Origin of the sequence: Streptomyces sp. NPDC048338, from assembly GCF_043201055.1 — a bacterium.
Classification (GTDB): domain Bacteria; phylum Actinomycetota; class Actinomycetes; order Streptomycetales; family Streptomycetaceae; genus Streptomyces.
The window spans coordinates 435,554-453,421 of sequence record NZ_JBICYQ010000006.1; the positions used below are offsets into that span (position 1 = coordinate 435,554).

14 protein-coding genes and 1 pseudogene are annotated in these 17,868 nt (G+C 70.9%); 7 read left to right on the forward strand and 8 right to left on the reverse strand.

Annotated features, from left to right (window positions below; all coding sequences use genetic code 11):
• The first annotated feature begins 287 nt into the window (after window positions 1–287).
• From ACGFZF_RS17335 to ACGFZF_RS17350, 4 genes are all read left to right on the forward strand, one after another.
• The gene (locus ACGFZF_RS17335) at window positions 288–866 is read left to right on the forward strand and encodes an RNA polymerase sigma factor (protein ID WP_393554884.1); all 579 of its coding nucleotides are present in this window, start codon (window positions 288–290) and stop codon (window positions 864–866) included.
• Window positions 863–1,243, forward strand: a complete 381-nt coding sequence (locus tag ACGFZF_RS17340) for a hypothetical protein (RefSeq protein WP_393554885.1) — start codon at window positions 863–865, stop codon at window positions 1,241–1,243. Before ACGFZF_RS17335 ends, ACGFZF_RS17340 begins: the two co-directional genes overlap by 4 nt.
• Before the next feature lie 224 nt (window positions 1,244–1,467).
• Window positions 1,468–2,640, forward strand: a complete 1,173-nt coding sequence (locus tag ACGFZF_RS17345; RefSeq protein WP_393554887.1) for a hypothetical protein — start codon at window positions 1,468–1,470, stop codon at window positions 2,638–2,640.
• Between the two features lie 215 nt (window positions 2,641–2,855).
• Window positions 2,856–3,596, forward strand: coding sequence for a class I SAM-dependent methyltransferase (locus ACGFZF_RS17350; protein WP_393554889.1), 741 nt, complete (start codon window positions 2,856–2,858; stop codon window positions 3,594–3,596).
• 209 nt (window positions 3,597–3,805) lie between these two features.
• On the opposite strand, the gene ACGFZF_RS17355 is transcribed toward ACGFZF_RS17350, so the two are convergent.
• The 6 genes from ACGFZF_RS17355 to ACGFZF_RS17380 all read right to left on the reverse strand — a co-directional run bounded on the left by ACGFZF_RS17355 (window position 3,806) and on the right by ACGFZF_RS17380 (window position 7,913).
• The gene (locus ACGFZF_RS17355) at window positions 3,806–5,314 is read right to left on the reverse strand and encodes a DUF4246 domain-containing protein (protein WP_393554891.1); all 1,509 of its coding nucleotides are present in this window, start codon (window positions 5,312–5,314) and stop codon (window positions 3,806–3,808) included.
• A 146-nt stretch (window positions 5,315–5,460) separates the two neighbouring features.
• Complete coding sequence (locus ACGFZF_RS17360; protein ID WP_384866411.1) at window positions 5,461–6,099, reverse strand: contact-dependent growth inhibition system immunity protein; 639 nt, start codon at window positions 6,097–6,099, stop codon at window positions 5,461–5,463.
• Window positions 6,100–6,107: 8 nt separating this feature from the next.
• Complete coding sequence (locus tag ACGFZF_RS17365) at window positions 6,108–6,458, reverse strand: RNase A-like domain-containing protein (protein WP_393554894.1); 351 nt, start codon at window positions 6,456–6,458, stop codon at window positions 6,108–6,110.
• 1 nt (window position 6,459) lies between these two features.
• Entirely contained in the window at window positions 6,460–6,762 is a 303-nt protein-coding gene (locus tag ACGFZF_RS17370) for a WXG100 family type VII secretion target (protein WP_356600268.1), read from the reverse strand.
• A gap of 35 nt (window positions 6,763–6,797) precedes the next feature.
• Window positions 6,798–7,208: a WXG100 family type VII secretion target gene (locus tag ACGFZF_RS17375; protein ID WP_393554896.1), complete on the reverse strand. Its 411-nt coding sequence runs from the start codon at window positions 7,206–7,208 to the stop codon at window positions 6,798–6,800.
• A gap of 48 nt (window positions 7,209–7,256) precedes the next feature.
• Window positions 7,257–7,913 carry a hypothetical protein gene (locus ACGFZF_RS17380; protein ID WP_393554898.1) on the reverse strand — a complete coding sequence of 219 codons (657 nt, stop codon included), beginning with the start codon at window positions 7,911–7,913 and terminating at the stop codon, window positions 7,257–7,259.
• Here ACGFZF_RS17380 and ACGFZF_RS17385 point away from each other — a divergent pair.
• From ACGFZF_RS17385 to ACGFZF_RS17395, 3 genes and pseudogenes are all read left to right on the forward strand, one after another.
• Window positions 7,914–8,345: pseudogene (locus ACGFZF_RS17385) on the forward strand (hypothetical protein); the annotation flags it as partial.
• A 56-nt stretch (window positions 8,346–8,401) separates the two neighbouring features.
• Complete coding sequence (locus ACGFZF_RS17390; protein WP_393554900.1) at window positions 8,402–9,760, forward strand: hypothetical protein; 1,359 nt, start codon at window positions 8,402–8,404, stop codon at window positions 9,758–9,760.
• Between the two features lie 255 nt (window positions 9,761–10,015).
• Window positions 10,016–12,592: a SpoIIE family protein phosphatase gene (locus tag ACGFZF_RS17395; RefSeq protein WP_393554902.1), complete on the forward strand. Its 2,577-nt coding sequence runs from the start codon at window positions 10,016–10,018 to the stop codon at window positions 12,590–12,592.
• Window positions 12,593–12,879: 287 nt separating this feature from the next.
• Here ACGFZF_RS17395 and ACGFZF_RS17400 read toward each other — a convergent pair whose 3' ends face one another.
• The gene (locus tag ACGFZF_RS17400; RefSeq protein WP_393554904.1) at window positions 12,880–13,887 is read right to left on the reverse strand and encodes a hypothetical protein; all 1,008 of its coding nucleotides are present in this window, start codon (window positions 13,885–13,887) and stop codon (window positions 12,880–12,882) included.
• Between the two features lie 30 nt (window positions 13,888–13,917).
• The coding region (locus ACGFZF_RS17405; RefSeq protein WP_393554906.1) for a DUF6531 domain-containing protein at window positions 13,918–17,868 on the reverse strand (3,951 nt) is incomplete at its 5' end.

The window sequence follows — 17,868 nt, forward strand, 5'->3', positions numbered from 1 at the left end:
CCCGTGCGCGCACGAAGGCGGGTCCGGCGTTCCGCCATCTCCACGCGGTGGCTGGACGTTTCGAGAAAGTCCGGCCGTCGGTGAATCCTTTCCGGTCCCGTCCGCCTCCTGTATGCGTACCGGCCGAACGGGCCGGTGGAACCAGGAGGGAAACTCATGATGGTCACCGGCCTCGTCGTGATCGGAGTCCTGCTCGTGGGCGCGTGCGCGTGGCACCTGGCGCGGCGCTATCGGAGCCGGCACTGAACGGCGTCCGCGGACGGCACGCACTCCGGAACGAGCAGGGAATGAACCGACGACGACACCTCGCCTGGCCCGACGAACGCCTGGTCAGAGCCGCCCAGGACGGCGACCTCACCTCGCTCACCACGGTGGTGCTGGAATCGCAGCCCCATGTGCGCAGGTTCGCGCTGTCGCTGTGCGCCTCGCCGCAGGACGCCGAGGACGCGGCGCAGGAGGCGCTGATCATCCTCTACCGGAAGATCGGCACCCTGCGGGCCTCGGGCGCGCTCGCCTCCTGGATGTTCCGGATCGTGCGCAACGAATGCCTGCGGCAGGTACGGCTGCTCGTCGCGCGACGCGTCGACCGGGCACCGGCCGAGGAGGAGGCGCCCGCGGAACCGTCCGCCGAGGAGGCGGTGTTGCACCGGCAGGAGGTGGCGAGGATCGCGTCCGCGGTCGGCGCCCTCCCCCGCGACCAGCGGCAGGTCCTGGTCATGCGGGACGTCCAGGGCCTGCCCGGCCGGACCGTCGCCCACGCGCTCGGCCTGAGCGACGCCGCGATGAAGTCCCGGCTGCACCGAGCGCGCGCGGCGCTGCGTCACGCGCTGGAGTCCGTCGACCGTCCCGGAGGAGAGGACGCATGACCGTGAACACCGTGAACCGCGTGCACACCGAGAAGCCCGCACCGGATGCGAAACCCCGGCCGACCCCACGCTCCGCGGCGCCCGGACCGGACTTCGCCAGCAGGTCGGTCCCCCGCCATCTGGCGCGCGGCGCCCTCGGCTTCGGACTGATCATCGGCTCGATCGCCCTGGTCCCCGTGGCCGGCCCGGCGACCCTGCTCGCGGCCCCGCTGGCCCTGATCGCCTTCCGCGGCTGCCCCACCTGCTGGATGGTGGGGCTGGCCCAGACCGTCTCGCGCGGCCGTCTGGAGCGCCGGTGCCGGGACGGCGTCTGTACGCTCACCGCGGCCCGTCCGGCGGCCGGGACCACGGAGGAGTCGACGGGCACTTCCGGGTGAGCGGCCCAGGGGGCGGGCTGCCGGCCGTCCACGGAAGGGGACGAGGTGTCGTGGGCAGTTCCCGTCGCTGTCGGCCGGACATTCGGCGGAGCGACGAAGCATGTCCATCATGACAGGTCAGAGCCGTTTTTCGTAGGACGGAACGCACAGTTCGCGAGGCTTGTCCGGTCCGCTCCCCGACTCCCAGAATCTCCTTCGTGAATCACCCGGAGAACAGGGGGAACATGGGGAAGTTCGATCACGACGCGGTGCTGCGGGCACGGGTGCTGCTGCTGGGTTCCGGCCGGCTGCGCCCGCTCGAAGAGGTCCACGCGTACCGGGTTCTGGCGGAGGTGAGCCCGAAGGCGTATCTGCCGAAGCTCGTCGACGCGCTCCTCTCGATGAGCTACCGCAGCCGGGACCCGGAGGTGGATCTGACGCTGACCGCCGAAGCGGTCGAAGCCGCGCGGAGGATCCACGCCGGGGCGCCGGCCCGGGCGGAACGGCTGCGCAGGGCCCTGGACGCCTACCAGAGGGCCCTGTTCGCTCTCGGACGCCGAGCCGAGGGGCGCGCGGCCTGCGAGGAGATGGCCGAGGCAGGACAGAGCCGGCGGCTGGCGGAGGTCCTGGCCGAGGAGGGACGGTTCCGGGAGGCCGCGAAGCTCAACGAGAAGGCGGTCCGGAACGGCGGACCGGAGCACTCCTTCTGGGACATGGTCGAGTGGGCGGCGAACCTGGAGGGCGCCGGCCTGCGCGACGAGGCGTCGGCCGTCTTCGGCGAGCTCCTGGACCGGACCCGGCGCGAGGCCGCCGGGCAGCGCACGGCGGCGGCCATCCTCACCTGGGAGCTGGTGCACCACTCCCGGATGCGCGAGGCCGCCGGGCACGCGGCGGAGGCCGCGGCCGGCCGCCGGGAGGCCCTGACCGTCCTGGAGGAGCTGGCGACGACGGGCGAGCAGAAGGAATGGAGCAGCATCCTCGGGTGGTGGGTCACCCTGTTCGCCCTGTCGGGACGGGCCGACGAACCGGCCGCGAGCGCCGAGTCCCCGATGCCGCCGTTCGGCACCGACCTCAGGCGGTCGAGCGCCACGCGGGTCTCCTTCCTCGGCACCCAGCCGGGGCTCGAAGCGGAGGCGGAGGCACTGCGCGGGGCCGGCCCACTGCCCGAACTGGTGGACGTGCAGCGCAGAATCAGCATCCGCGCGGCCATCCGTGACGGCGACCACCCCTATCGGTTCGAGGAGCGTTTCACACCGTACTTCGACGAAGGCGTGGCACTCGCCCGCCGCCTGCCCGACGACCCCGTACGCCTCGCCCGGGCCCTGACGGACCGCTCGATGTTCCTCGTCGCCGCCCGCACCTTCGAGCCCGCGTACGCCGACTTCGCCGAGGCCGTCGCCCTCGTCGACGCCCGGTAGGCACACGCCCGGGGGACCGGATCGAGCCGCTGCTGCCGGCCGATCCGGTCCGCGGCGACGACGGTCGGCAGTGTGCCGGCGTGGCCGACCTCGATGGAGATGCCCGAGGGCTCGTCCGCCGGACCACGGGCCGAGCCGGGGCCGGACCGAGGCGAGGGCCGGCCGGTGCACTCATCGGGTTGACCTCACCCGGCAGGCAGTGCTGGAGTCGGCACGTGGACAGCATCCCCGCCAACCGGCGGCTCTGGAACCGGATCAGCAGCTCCTACCAGCGCGAGCACGACCCGCAGATCGGCGCCGCACCGCGGCTGTGGGGCATGTACTCCATCCCCGACGCGCACCTGCACGCCCTGGGGGACGTCACCGGCAAGCGCGTCCTCGAACTCGGCTGCGGCGCCGGCCAGTGGTCCAGGGCGCTCGCCGCCGAGGGCGCCACCGTGGTCGGGCTCGACCTGTCCGAAGCCCAACTCGCGGCAGCGGCCCGCGCGATGGGAGCGGACCGCTACCCGCTGGTGCAAGGCGCCGCCGAACGACTCCCCTTCGCCGCGGAGAGCTTCGACCTGGTGTTCTGCGACTTCGGTGGGCTCAGCTGGGCACCCCCGCACCTGGCCGTCCCGCAGGCGGCGCGCGTCTTGGGCCGAGGCGGGCGCCTGGTGTTCAACGTCGCCGGCCCATGGTTCGAAGCCTGCTACGACGAAGCCGCCGGCCGCGTGACCACGACGCTGCAGCAGGACTACTTCGGGCTGGACACCATCGCCGAAGGCGACGGCGCGACCAGCTATCAGCTCACCTACGGCGGCTGGGTCAAGGTCCTGCGCGGCGCGGGTCTCGTCATCGACGACCTCATCGAGCCGCGCCCCGAACTCGGAACACCCAACGGCTACAACGAGACCGACCCACCCGACTGGGCACACCGCTGGCCGGCGGAACTGCTCTGGGTTACCCACAAACCGTAGGTTCCGCCGCGCCGAGACGCGAGGGCATCCCCTCGCCGGACGGCCCTAGGGCCTGTCTTCAAAGTCCCGCCTGGCTCGCGGCGCCCGGCACCGCGCCTCGCTGCGTTGTCGAAGCGTCCGAGTACGTCCAGTACGCGGACGCTCCTCCGCCTTGCGATGCACGGCACCGGACACCGCGAGCCCGACCGGCGCTACTTTGAAGACAGGCCCTAGTGCTCGCAGAGAGAGAATTCCCGTTCGTAGAGCTGCTCGTTGTGCTCGTCGACGAAGAACTTGCGCTCCTGCATCAGCTGTTCGCGGTACTCCTCGGCCTGTTCACGCGTCATGGTCGAGGTGTCGGACCACGGTTGCTGCGGTGGCACATCGGATGTCGAGACGATCGTCTCCGACGGGTCCACCAGGAAGAACGCGAGGATCTTGCGGTGTCCCGGGCGGGTGGGGTCCGCGAGGCGGAACGAGCCGACGCGGTGTTGCAGGACGTTCGGGAACGCCAGGCAGCGGCCCGCCGGCGTCGACGCCGATCCCAGCAACTGGTTCAGCGCGTCCTCGTCCTCCAGTCCGTAGACCTCACGCAGGCCGTTGTCGTCGTTCTGTTCGTAGTTCGGGTCGTCGAGTGCGGCCCGGAAACTCAGCCGGCTCTCGGTGATGTTCTCGCTGTCCCAGTAGTAGATGCCGGTGGAGACGATGCGCTCGTTCAACATCCCCTCGACATGCCAGGAACCACCCGCGTACTCGGGCTTGTCCGGCGTGAGATGGACGGTGGCCAGCTTGACGATGACCTGGAGACGGCGGCCCCGCAGGTCCACTCGGGCGGATTCGCCGGGCGCCTCGGGCGCGGTGAAGGACGGGGCGTCCGGGACGACCGGGCGGCGGTTCTCCCACCAGTCGTCCATGGCCGTTTCCCATGCATGGCGGGCTTCTTCGTAGGCCGCGGCATCACCGTAGGAGGACCGGTCCGGATGCTCGGGTTCCGAGTCGTACCACCCGTAGGGATCGGCGTCGATCCGCAGGGGCCGCGGGTGGCGCAGATCGGTGAGCACGTTCTCCAGCAGCGGGCGCATGCGCGCGAACAGGTCCGGCAGGACGGCGGCCAGTTCGTGATGAGTCTCGGGGTGGACGTTGTTGACGTACGAGCGGAAGGCGACATCGCCGGCGTCACCGACCTCGACGTCCGTGGGCAGCCACTGGAACTTCTCCGAGAACTCGTGCTTCGAGTAGCGGTCCGTCGGGTTCCGCCACGCCCGCTCGGGTGCGCCGCTCACCTCTCTCACCAGGCAGAACAGCGAGGGATGAACCAGATCCAGTACCTGGCCGTCGGATCCGGGATGCCAGTCCCGCTCTGCTTCGGGGACCTGCTCCAGGACCCGCACCGCCTCGCGCAGCCGGGATCCGAGCTTGTCGTCGACCAGTGTGTCCGACTGCCACACCCCGTCGACGGCGGACACCTCGATGCCGGTTCGCCCGTCCCGCAGCGCGGCGTAGTGCACGAGTTCGTCGAGCACGTAACGGACCTGTGCTTCGGTGAGGCCCTGGGCGACCGCTTCTCGCGTCCACCGGGCGACGATGCCGGCATCGTTCATCTTGTCGAACCACCCCGGCTTCGCCCGGATGTGCGCGCTGCACTCCATCATCTGGAGTTCCCGCAGCGTTCGAGGTGTCGCGAACGCGAGGGAACGCGCGGCGTGGAAGGGCAGCGGAAAAGCAGGCAGGCCGGTCAAGTCTCGTGGTCCCTACAGTCGGTCGGTGGGCGATGGCGGGAAGGATAGTTCAGGGGACCGACACCGCAGCCGTGGTCCCTGTCCGCCGGTGCGGGTACCCGCACCGGCCGGCGGCTGCCCGCCGGGACCGGAGCGCGGGCGGACGGTCAGCCGCGCAGCCGGACGGCGAGCGTGGCGAGCCAGGCGCCGGGGGTGAACGGCACCGGGGGCTCGACCTCCGCGCCGAGCGTCACCAGCGCCAGGGCCAGGCCGTCCTCGTCGAGGCCGAGGGCGAGGAGGTCGTGCAGCTCGCCCGTCAGCTGGGCGACGAGCCCCGTGTCGGTGCCCGCCAGGTAGTCGTCGAGCGCGGCCTCGTGGTCGCCGAACTCGTCCGGCATGTCCTGCGCGAACCAGCCGCCGAGCAGTTGCGCCAGCTCGGGGAAGCGGGCCCGCCACTCCCATGGCGTCGCGGGCGCGGCAGGAGCTGGCGCCTGGCCGTTCGCCAGGCTCTCGTCGAGCCGGTCGGCGAGGCCCCTGAGCCAGTCCCGGATCTCCTCGGGCGGCAGCGCCACGTCGGGCAGCCGGTAGTACTCGCCGAGCCGCAACCGCAGCCGCCCCGGCGGATTGTCGGCGTAGACGCGGAGCTGCTCGGCCGCGACGGCGATGGCCCAGGGCCGGGTGCGCCAGGTCTGCCGCAGATAGCCGGCCACCGCCTCGGGGGCGTGCGGTCCGAGTCCCAGGTGCGCGCGGACGACCTGGTCGAGCTCGCCGTACTTGCGGTCGTGCTCGGCGGGGTTCAGGGACACGGTGGCCTCTACAGGTCGACGGGCAGGGCGGAGTGCACGGTGAAGGGCTGGGCGCCGGGCTCGCCGGACACGGTCCGGCGGAGCACGACCCGGGCGGCGCGCACCGGGATCGGCTCCTGGCCGGCCAGCGCCATCCCGGTGGTGAGCAGCGTGCCCACCGGATCGGTCCGCGAGGGCCAGGCGGCCTCGATCACGAGCCTCTGCCGGGTGGACTGGGCGAGCCAGCGGTGGATGAGCTGCTCGTTCAGGGTGATCACCTGCTGGGTGGCCCACTGGGCGGTCGCCCGGTCCGGGAAGGTCGCGGCGCGGTCGGCGCGGGCGAGGACGGGTGTCGCGGAGGGTGCGGGAGGTGTCGTCATGTCAGGCCCCGCCCCAACCGCGCAGGGTGGCCCGCTGGGCGGCGGAGTAGTTGGCGTGCCCGGTCGTGACGACGGCGTGCAGCCACTTCTGCGCGGCCTGCAGGTCCTCCATCTGCCGGTCCCAGCGGTCGAGTTCGTCCACGAAGGCTTCGCGCGCCTCGCCCTGCCAGGCCAGGACGACCGGCACCGTGCGGTCGTACAGCGCGCTCAGGCGCTCGTTGAGCGTCCTCACGATGTCCTCGAGGTCGCCGGCTATCTCACGCAGCGCGACCAGGTCGACGGTGATCGAGCCGTCGTCGTTCACGATTCCCCCTGCCTTACGGATGTTCGGATGCGCGTTCAGATGCCGATGATCCTGCTGGTCGGCGCCACCGCGCCGCCGGGGCTTGCGCCGCCCGTGCCCTCGCCGGACAGCTCGCGTACCTCGGCGTCGATGTCGACCTTCTTCATCTCGGCCCGGAACCGCCGCAGGGTGTCCAGCTCTTGGCGCGTGAAGCCGTCCCGGCTCATCCGCACCGCCTGCGCCAGGACTTCCAGGATCTCCCGGACCCGCACGGCGTCCGCACCGGCCTCCCGGTGCAGCTTCCGGTACGCCGTCGCCGCCTCGCTGCGCCACCGCGCCTCGGCCCGGTCGACGATCGCGTCCATCCGGCGCACCTGGCCGTCGATGTGCGTCCGCATGGCGTCCAGGTCGTCGGCGAGACGCTTCAGGTCCTCGTCCGCGACGGCGAGGTTCGGATCGATGGGCATGGCGGCGGCTCCTTCCGGGGCGATGGGGTGGTGGGTCGGTGCGGTGGGTCAGTGCTGCTCGGCGAAGTGGGCGTGGACGGCGTCGAGGAGGTAGCGGACGCGTGCGTGGGTCACGTGAGGCATGACGGTGGCGAAGGCGGCGTCGAACTCGGCGCGCGTGCGGAACAGGTACAGGATGCGCTGCAACTCCCCGGCGAGGTCGCCGAGTCGCTCATGGCAGTCGGGGTGCTCACTGGTCAGGATCTCGTCCAAGGCCTCGTCCACGCTGTCGTACTCCCCCGAGACCATCGACGAGACGAAGGCCGAGGTCAGCGAGAACCGTCCGCTCGCCTCCCAGCCGGACAACGGCAGCTCTGTCATATCCGGGTAGGAGCGGAACTGGCGTTCCCGGATGAGATCGGCCAGCGAACGCAGGAAGTCCGTCGGCGGATCGTCACCGGCCGCCCACGCCAGTGCCTGGCGGTACTCGGTGGGCCTGGTCTCGAACACCTCGGTGCCGACCTCGTCGGCCAGAAGGTCCAGCAGGGAGGCCAGCACCGCTGGCGGCATCGCCGCTGACGTCGCCCTGGAATCCAGCAGGAAGCGGGACAGGCGCTGGAGTTCGTCCTCCAGCGGCGCGGCCCCCGGGTTGCGCGACGCCACGGCGATACGCAGCAGCAGCCCCACCGCGCCTTGGGTGAGGAACTCGTCGTGTTTCGAGATCACGTGGCGCATGTTACGGCGGGCACGGGAAGGCGGTGCGTACATAAAACGTACCGGACTCCGGCGAGTAGGCGAGAACCAGCTCGTTCCTCCCGGAACCGTCGGGGGCCCGAGTGCCGTCCCCGACGTGGCCCGCCTCGCCGCCCGGCGCGACGCACCGGTCGAGATCGTCGTGGCCTACGCGTAGCGGCGGTCGTTCGTGTCGGTCCACGAGACCCGCTCGGCGCGGTCACCCGGTACGCCTACGACGAGGCCGGCCGCCTGGTCTCGTACGTCCGGCGCCACGGCCGGGAGGCGCGAGCCGAGTACAACGAGCTCGGCCGGCCGGTCAAGGTCGTCGCCGTGGACGGCTCGGTCGTCCGCCAGACCTACGACGAGCGCGGGAACCGCACCTCGGTCAGCCGCCCCGACGGGACGGTCACCCGATTCGGCTACGACCGTCGTACGTCCACGAGCGCCGGCCGCCGTCCGGGCCGGTCCGGTGCAGCGGCTTGCCCTCGACCGTCCATTCCTTCGACGGCCGTGCGCTCGACTACGTGTACGACCCGGCCGGCCGGCTCGTCACCCGCACCGACGCCCTCGGGCAGCGGATCGCTTCCGACCGCGACGCACTGGGGCACACCGTCCGCAAGGACGCGGGCGGCACGGTGACGACGCACGAGTACGACGTGTTCGACCGGCTCGCCGTCGCGGTGCGCGGGGAGAGCGTGCTGACCCGGCTGCGCGACCGGGCGGGCCGGCTCCTCGAGGAGAAGGTCGACGGCCGCACCCTCGCCTGCACCTACGACGCCGCGGGCCGCCGCGACGCGCTGACCACGTCCGGCCGACGGATCGGCTTCACGCGCGACGCGGCGGGCCAGAAGTACCTGCGGGGCCATCCGCGGTCGCCGGCCCACTACGTCGACGGCGCGACGGGGGCGCGGATCATCATCGACCGCAGCCTCGACCCGTCGAGGCCGGTGGCCATCATCCGCCTGGACCATATGATCCACGCGTACCACCTCGACCCGGAGGACCTCTCCCACTACATCACTCCGCGGGACGGCGAGGACACGGCGAAGTGGCGGACACCGAAGGACGACGAAGGAATGGGTAACCGCAGCGGTACACCCCCGAACCCCGTACCCGGCCTGCCGGGCTACCGCGCCGAGCCGTCCTACGACCCCGGTCAGAACCGGGTCTTCCCGGCCCCGGTGCCGCCGGGGCTGCGGGCTCTGGGGGACGAGGTCCGGGCGGTCGCCTGGCCGGTGCGGCTCGCCTTCCGTGGCTCCCGGATCGCCCTGCTCGACACGCTCTGCCGCTGGCAGACGCTGCGCGCGCTGGCGTACGTGCACCTCCTGGCCACCCGCACGGCGGACGAGCGGCTGCCGGCCGACCTGAGGGTGGTGCCCGGCCCCGAGACCGCCGGTGATCCGGGGTCGGCCGCACTCCTGGCGCGGCTGGAGTCGGCCGCCGTGGACCTCCCGGCGGACCTGCTGGACGCGGTCGTCTGCGACGGCGGCGGACTGCTCGCGGACAACCGGTTCGCGGCGTCGGTGCTGGCCGCCGGGCTCACCGCCGATTCCCGGCCGGGGGACCCGGACGAGGCGGTCTCCCGCGCGGTCGTGCTCACCAGCTACTGGTACGAGGTTCCCGAGCGGCGCGGTGCGCTGGCCCTGGCGTGGAGCGCGAACCTGTTCGTCCGTTCGTGGCTCGCGTGGTCGCAGCGGTTCGTGTACGGCGACCCGGCGGGTGGCATCGGCATCACCGCCGACCCCCGCCCGCCCCGCCCCACGGCTTCCGCCCTCCCGGACTGGGCGGCCCCCCTGCTGGGCCGCATCGCACGGGAGGACACCGGATCGGCGCCGTGACCTGGACGTGGCGCACCTCGACCTGGACGCCCTCGTCCCCCAGATCATGGATCGACGCCCATCCCCCTGACTCGCGAGGGAGGGAACCTTGTGCAGTTGCCCAGATGCGCACCGTGAACGCCAGGAGCCCTGGCCTCGGGGAGGTGCTACAACTGGGGTTGTGAGCCCGTCTCGTCTCTCGTGCCCGGCGTACCGGTGCGGTCGAACCTAGGCAGAAGATTCGGAAGCGTCGCCGGACAGGTCTTCGTCCTTCAGGTGGCGATCGTGGTGCTGCTCGCCGCCGGGGCCCTCCTGGCTCTGGTGCTGCAGTCGCGGTACGACATCGACCGTGAAGCGCGCAACCGGTCGGTTTCCGTGGCTCAGACCTTCGCGAACTCCCTGGGCCTGCAGGACGCGCTGAGTTCGCCGGACCCGTCCGCGATCCTGCAGCCCCTCGCCGAGGAGACACGCAAGGACGCAGGCGTGGACTTCATCGTGGTGATGGACACGAACGGCATCCGCTACAGCCACCCCCAGCCCGACCGCATCGGCGAGCGGTTCGTCGGCACGATCGAGCCCTCACTCGCCGGCGAGGTGTACACCGAGAGTGTGGAAGGGCCGCTCGGTAAGGAGATCCAGGCGATCGTCCCGGTCACCTCGCCCGAGGGTGAGGTGGTCGCCCTCGTCTCGGCAGGTCTGACGGTGGAGAGCGTGACCGGCATCGCCGACCGTCAGCTCCCGGTCATCCTCCTGGCCATCGCCATCGGTCTGGCTCTGGCCACCGTCGGCACGGCGCTGATCAGCCGAAGACTGCGCCGCCAGACCCACGGGCTCGGCACGCAGGAGATGACCCGCATGTACGAGCACCACGACGCGGTGCTCCACTCCGTCCGCGAAGGGGTGCTGATCACGGACGGCGAAGGACGACTACTCCTGGCGAACGACGAGGCCGGACGGCTGCTCGGCCTGTCGGACGACGCCGAAGGACGCCCCGTCGACGAGGTCGGCATGGATCGCCGCATGGCGGAACTGCTGCTGTCCGGCCGGGTGGCCACCGACGAGGTGCTGGAGGCCGGGGACCGGCTGCTCGTGGTCAATCAGCGGCCCACCCGCCCGCATGGCTCGGCGGTCACCATCCGCGACTCCACCGAGATGCAACTCCTGAGCAGCCGGGCGGAGACGGCCCGCAAGCGGCTCAAGCTGCTGTACGACGCCGGGGGTGACATCGGCACCACCCTCGACGTGGTCCGCACCGCGAAGGAACTGGCCGACGTCGCCGTTCCCCAGTTCGCGGACTTCGTCACGGTCGACCTGGCCGACTCGGTACTGAAGGGCGACGAGCCCGGCCCGGGCGCCGACATGCGGCGCACGGCGGTCAGCGGCATCCGATCCGATCACCCGCTGTACCCGCTCGGCGCACTGATCGACTTCCTGCCGTCCACACCGCAGGCCCGTGGCTACGGTACGGGCACGGCCGAACTCGTACCCGATCTCCACGACGCGCCGGGCTGGCACGCCCAGGACCCGCCGCGGACGTCCCTGATCGTCGACTACGGCATCCACTCGCTCATCGCGGCTCCGCTGAAGGCCAGGGGTGTCGTGCTCGGGATCGTCAACTTCTGGCGGTCGCAGAAGCCGGAACCCTTCGACGAGGACGACCTGTCCCTGGCCGAGGAGCTTGTCGGCCGCGCCGCGGTCACCATGGACAACGCCCGCCGCTACACCCGCGAACACAATCTCGCCGTGACGCTCCAGCGCAGCCTGCTGCCGCAGGGTCTGCCCGAGCAGAGCGCGGTGGACGTCGCGCACTTCTACCAGCCCGCCCAGTCCGGAGTGGGCGGGGACTGGTTCGACGTGATCCCGCTGTCGGGCAGCCGCGTCGGGCTCGTCGTCGGAGACGTCGTCGGGCACGGCCTGCACGCCGCGGCCACCATGGGGCGGCTGCGCACGGCCGTGCACAACTTCTCCTCCTTGGATCTGCCGCCCGACGAACTCCTCGCCCGTCTCGACAACCTCGTCCAGCGCATGGACCAGGAAGGCGACAGCGCGCCCTCGGACGCCGGTGTCATGGGCGCGACCTGCCTGTACGCCGTCTACGACCCGGTCTCCCAGAACTGCACCATGGCGCGGGCAGGACACATGCCACCGCTTGTGGTCGCCCCGGACGGCACGACAACGATCTCGGAGCTGCCGGCCGGCCCCCCGCTGGGGCTGGGAGGCATGCCGTTCGAGACCATGGAACTGCACCTGGCGGAAGGCAGTCAGCTCGTCCTGTACACCGACGGGTTGGTCGAGGAGCGGAGCCGGGACATCTCAGTGGGCGTGGAAAAGCTGCGCACGGCGCTGAGCCACCCCGACCGAGACCCGCAAGCCAGCCGCCGCGCCGTACTCGACGCCCTGCTCCCCGGCCGGCCGGCCGACGACATCGCGCTGCTCATCGCCCGGACACGGACTCTGGGCCCCAGCCGGGTCGCAGAGTGGGATGTGCCGTTCGACCCGAGCGAGGTCGGCGCCATACGCGGCCTCGCGGCCGGGCAACTCGAGGAGTGGGGCCTGCAGGAACTCGCCTTCACGACAGAACTGATCCTCAGCGAGCTCATCACCAACGCCATACGGTACGCCGCCGCGCCAGTTCGCGTTCGCCTGTTGCGCGATCGCACTCTGACCTGCGAGGTGTGGGACGGCAGCAGTACCGCCCCGCATCTGCGGTATGCCGCCACCACGGACGAGGGAGGCCGCGGACTGTTCCTGGTGGCCCAGCTCAGCGAGCACTGGGGCACCCGGTACACACCGGAAGGCAAGGTCATCTGGGCCGAACAGGTCCTGCCCGCCCCTGACAGTGCCCTCTCCTAGGGCCTGTCTTCGTGCAAGCCGGCCTCGCCGGTGACGCGGATGCCGATCCTCCCGCCTGGACGGAACCGGAGCGGCCCGGGAGCACGGATGTCGATCTGCTGGTCCAGGCCGTCCACGGCGACGGTGACCATGGAGTTGGCCGAAGAAGCGGACGGGCCACCGGGTTCCCCACCCACGACCGCCGGCGCGTCCGCGGCTCTTCTGCTCGGCGGTTGCTGCAGTGGGAAGGCTGCATCGGGCATGCGGGCATGGCACCTGACGCGGCTGCGGGAGGCCTCTCCCCGCTGCTACTGGAAGCTCAGTTGATGTGGGTGGAACGCGTCTGTGGGGCAGGTGTGGACACGCAGGTAACCGCGCCCCAGATACACGCCCGTGGGGGTGATGACGTGCCGGTACAGATCGGGGCGGCGATCTTCCAGGGGAGCCCAGCTCTCCGAGGCGGGATCCCACTCGACATGGTGGGCGGTGAGGAGCGGGGGCATGGAAGTGCCGCACACGGTGCAGTCGACGGCGCGCGGGTCGGTGAGGTGCCAGGTGGCGAAGCCGCCGACCTTCCAGCCCGGGGCGAGGGACAGGTCGCTGGAGTACTCGGTGGGGAAGTCCGCTTCCGCCTCCTGCTCGTCCTCTTCGAGGAGCTCCTCCTCCCACGTCGCGATGGCTTCCTGCAGATCCTCGGGGAGCAGGCCGAGGTATTCGTGTTCGACGATTTGCTCGGGGTGGAGGTCGCAGGGCTGGGGAACGCACTCGGGTGAGCCGACGACAAGCGGCTCGGGCTGTTCGCTGAGTACGGCACCGATGTCCTGGCTGCGGCGCCACTTCAATACGACGTCTACGCTCGCGTCGGGGCCGTGCGCCTCGAACGGGCACCAGAAGACCTGGAGGAGGTCGTACCCCGGGGGCCCGGTGAGGTCGGGGATGTCCCGTGCCCACAGCTGCGCGGCGGCCAGCATCGGGATGGGGTCCGCGTCGCCGATGCCGGGGTCGTGCAGCCCGTCCCGGAGGGTGGCGAGGAGAGCGATCTCCTCTTCGGTCTTCTTCCGCCCCTCCGAAGCCGCATGGATACGGCGTGCGAGTCGGACGTCGGCCAGCAGGTGCCCGGTTCCCTTGGGGTGGACGGCGGTGCACATCGGCCAGGGTTCGTCGGCCGGCCACAGCATGGGGCCTGCGACGGAGCTGTCCTGTGCCTTCGGGTCTCCGGGGCGCGGGTGAAGTCGCGTCGCTGTCCGCCGGAACTCGGCGAGGCCGGGAAAGAGCTCCTCGACATCGGCTGGACGCGAGGGTGTGGTGCGGGGCATGCGTTTCTCCGGAACGATTCGTCGTGAGCGCTAGACGCCGGTTCTGACGTACGCGGCGGGGTTCTCAAGAATGTAGGTGAAGGTGAAACCCTTGCTGCCGTACGCCGTGAAGTGGATTTCGTGGGGGATCGGGTTGCTGCCCGCGTACTTGGGGACCACGTTGTACTGGACGACCTCGTCATTGTTCTTGACCTGGTCATAGATCACCGCCTCTACCGACAGCCGCTGTTCGGGCGTGTTGGTGGGGGTCTGCGTCTCGGTCACCAGATTCTGATGGGCGAACTTCCCCGTTCCGTGACCGCCGAGGCGGTTGGCGTAGAGGTGGCCACGGGCCTCGTTGAAGTCGTTGCCGTTGCCGCGCCAGCCGGGGGTCCGCAAGGTGCCGGCCTCGGTTCCCTTGTTGAGCATCTCGGGCCGTATGGAGGCGTAGACACCTGTGGGGCGGCCCAGGTGGTCGAGGCGCCCGTAGCGGACGCTGCCGCCGAACCCGCTCGTCGAGTCGCCCCAGTCGTAGGCGTCGAAGCTACAGCGCTTGGGGGCGAGGCCCAGTGGGTCGGTGGATGCCCAGGGGTTGGCGACGTAGGTGGCCGGGTTGGGCGCGGGCGCGAGGCCGAGGGGGTCGAGGGTGGTGTAGCGGGCGGTGTCGGGGTCGTAGTGGCGGTGGAAGTTGTAGTGGAGGCCCGTTTCAGGGTCGGCGTACTGTCCGGGGAAGCGGAGCGGGGTGTAGGCGGTGGCGTCGCGGTTCCACCCTGTGGTCCCCCAGGTGGTCGATCGGCTGCGCCAGGTCGTCTCGCCGGTGGTGGAGACGAGTTCGGTGGGGGTGCCGGCGAGGTCGGTGACGATGGCGAAGAAACGCGCGTCGGTCTCGGCGTCGTCGAGGAGTCTGCGTTCGTACTGGACGAGCGGGCGGTGTCCATCGTATTCCCAGGTCAGAACGGTTGCGGTGGCCTCGTCGATCTGTTCGGCGAGGACGGTTCCGTCCCAGGTGTAGCGGATGGTCTCCACCGAGGTTTGCCCGTCGTCTGCCATGCGGTGCTTGGCGGTGCGGCGGCCGAGGGGGTCGTAGGTGTAGGTCCACAGGGTGCCGTCGGGTGTGGTGCAGGAGGTGAGACGGTCCCGTGCGTCGTAGGTGTAGCGCCAGAGGTCGGGCTTGCGCGAGGGGCGGGTGCGGCGGCGTTCGACGACCCGGCCCGCTGCGTCGTGTGTGTAGTGGAGGGCTCCCGCGGTGAGGAGACGGGTGCCGGCGTAGGTTCGCGGGCCGCGGGCCTCGCCACGCCCGGCTCGGGTGGGCCACCGCGCTGCGTCCTGATTGCCTGCTCGGTCGTAGGCGTACTGCTCCGTCCAGCCGTCGTCGGCGACGGTGAGGGGCCGGCCCATCGGGTCGATGGTGATCTGCTTGACGCGTCGGTCCGTGTCTGCGGTCTTTTCGCCGATGGCGACGGGGAAACCGTCGGCGCGGTAGGAATAGTCGCGCGTGACAAGGGGCGAGGGGACAGTTCCGGCGCCGAGGCTCTGCGCCGCCGGCCTGCCGGCGTCGTCCCAGGTGGTTGTCAGGCTCACCGGGGTGGATGGATCGCCCCAGACCCGGGAGACCTCGCGACCGAGGAGGTCGTGCCCGAAGGTGAGGGCGTTCCCGTCCACAGCCATCGAGGAGCACCGGCCTGCGGGGTCGTAGGCGAGGCTGGTGACGGCGCCGGTGGGTGTGGTGCGCGCGATGCGGCGGCCGGCCGGATCGTACGCGTACCGGAGAGTCCGCCCGTCGATGCTTTCGCTGAGCGGTCGGCCCATGACATCGCGCACGATACTGAGCGTGGATGTCGCGGTGCGGGCTTCGACGAGCGCCCCGGCAGTGTCGTACACGTAGTTGGTGAGGGCGCCGTCTGCGTCGTCTGAGGTCAGCCGGCCCATGGCGTCCCAGGTGTAGGTGACGGTCTGTCCGGCGGGGTTGACGCGTCGCGTGATCCGGTTGGCCGCGTCGTAGTGGTAGTGGCTGGTGCGTCCCTCGAAGTCGGTCTCGGCGGCCATGTTGCCGGCGGCGTCGTAGGTGTAGCTCCAGCTCTGCCCGAGCGGGTTGGTGACTTCGACGAGGCGTAGTTCGGTGTCGTAGCGCAGTTGGTGGCGGGCTCCGTCCGGGTCGAGTCGGACCAGAGGCTTGTCGAAGGGGCCGTACGCAGTGCCCCAGACGCCGCCGGCGGCGTCGGTGTACGCCGTGCAGTTGCCCTCGTCGTCCCAGGCCCAGCTCTCACGGGCTCCGTCCGTGGCGGTTCGGGCGAGGAGGCGGTCGTCGTTGTCCCACACGAACTCCTGCGCCTGGCCGACCGGATCGACTATGCGGAGGGGGCGTCCGCGATGGTCCCGCTGCACGCGCGTCACGCCGTGCTCGTCGTCGCTGACCTCCAGGGTGAGACCGGCGGCGTCGGAGGTGAAGCGGACTGTGCCGCCCAGGGCGTCGGTCATGGTCGCGATGGCGCCCGTGCGGTCGTGGGTGAAACGCTTCACCGTCCCGTCGGGAGCCTGGACGCCGGTGCAGTTGCCCAGGCCGTCGAAGGTCTGCCGCCACACGGTCCCGTCCGCCCCCGTGATCTCCACGGGCATGTTCCGCTCGTCGTAGCGGGCCGTGGCCGTGGTGCCGTCGGGCAGCCGTACCCCGACCAGGTTGCCTTCCTCACTCCAGGTGAGTTCGGTGGTGTGGCCCAGGGCGTCGGTGCGCGTGAGCGGGCGGTCGTACGCGTCCCAGGTCAGGTAGGTGGTGTGGCCGAGCGGGTCGGTCTCGGCGACGACCTGCAGGCGGTCGTTGAGGTGCAGAACGCTGGTGGCGCCGGTGGAGTCGGTGTAACGGGTTGTACGGTGCCCGGTCTCAGGGTGGACGTCGTAGGTGAACGTCGACGTGAGAGTGCCTTCGGGGCCGACCGTGCCGGCGACCCTGCCCTCGGCGTCGTACACGTAGCGGAAGGTGAAGGCATTGCGGTCGGTCCACGAGGTGACGCGGCCATCACCGTCGTACGTGAAGTACATGACGGGGCCGTCGGTGCCATCCGGGCCGGTCAGAGCGGTGAGGCGCCCAGCCTGGTCGTAGCCGTAGCCGACGACCGTGGTCGGGCCTCCAGGGCCACGGACAGCCAGGTCCGTCACCCGGGTCTCGGTCGCGGTGATCTGGACGACGTATCCACCCGAGTGGGTCACGGCGGTCGGGGCACCGTCGGCGCGGCGCGCGAAGTCGACGCGGTTGCCATTTCGGTCCTCGACCGCAGACAGCCAGTAGGCGGTCGAGGACCGGTACGGGTTGCCGGTGAAGCTCCGGACCGGACCCCCGTGAGGGTCGCGCACCTCGTACGTGGTCGCGTCACCGTCGACGCCGCCATGGACCAGGGGAAGCCGGTCGCCCTCCAGAGGGAAGACCTGCTCGCCGCCGGGGCGAGGCAGCCGCGGATAGATGAGCAGAGAGCCGTCCTCACGAGCCCAGATGGCTCCGCCGCCGTACACGTCGACCTCGATGCGCTCGTCGAGGGTGGACGCCCAACTGGGCCCGAACCACTGACCGTAGCGGTAGGTCGATACATGGGTTCGGCGCAGCGTGAGCGGAAGCACCCCGGGCAGGACGAGGTCCGTCTGCGGGAGCAGCGTCTTGCCCGTGGCGACGTCGACCGGATCGTTTTTGCAGACGGTCTTGTCCAGGGACACGCTGTTGGCGCGGGGATCGCCCTTGGCATCGCTGACCGAATTGGGCCTGGTGTGGGCGTCGGGGCCCGGTGCTCTGCGCTGCTGAGACCCGCCGTTGGTGTCGTCATGGTCGCCCTTGCGCTGCCGCGCGAGGCGGTCGCGGATGGCGTCGTCGTTGTTCCTGTGGTCCTTGGATATCTGCTTGACCGCCTTGGGCAGGGTCTCACCGACGTGGTCGCCCATGGTCTTGGCGGACTTCACCAGGGCGCCCATGGCCTTCTCGATGACCGGGTCCAGGGCGTCGGCGATGTCGTCACGGCC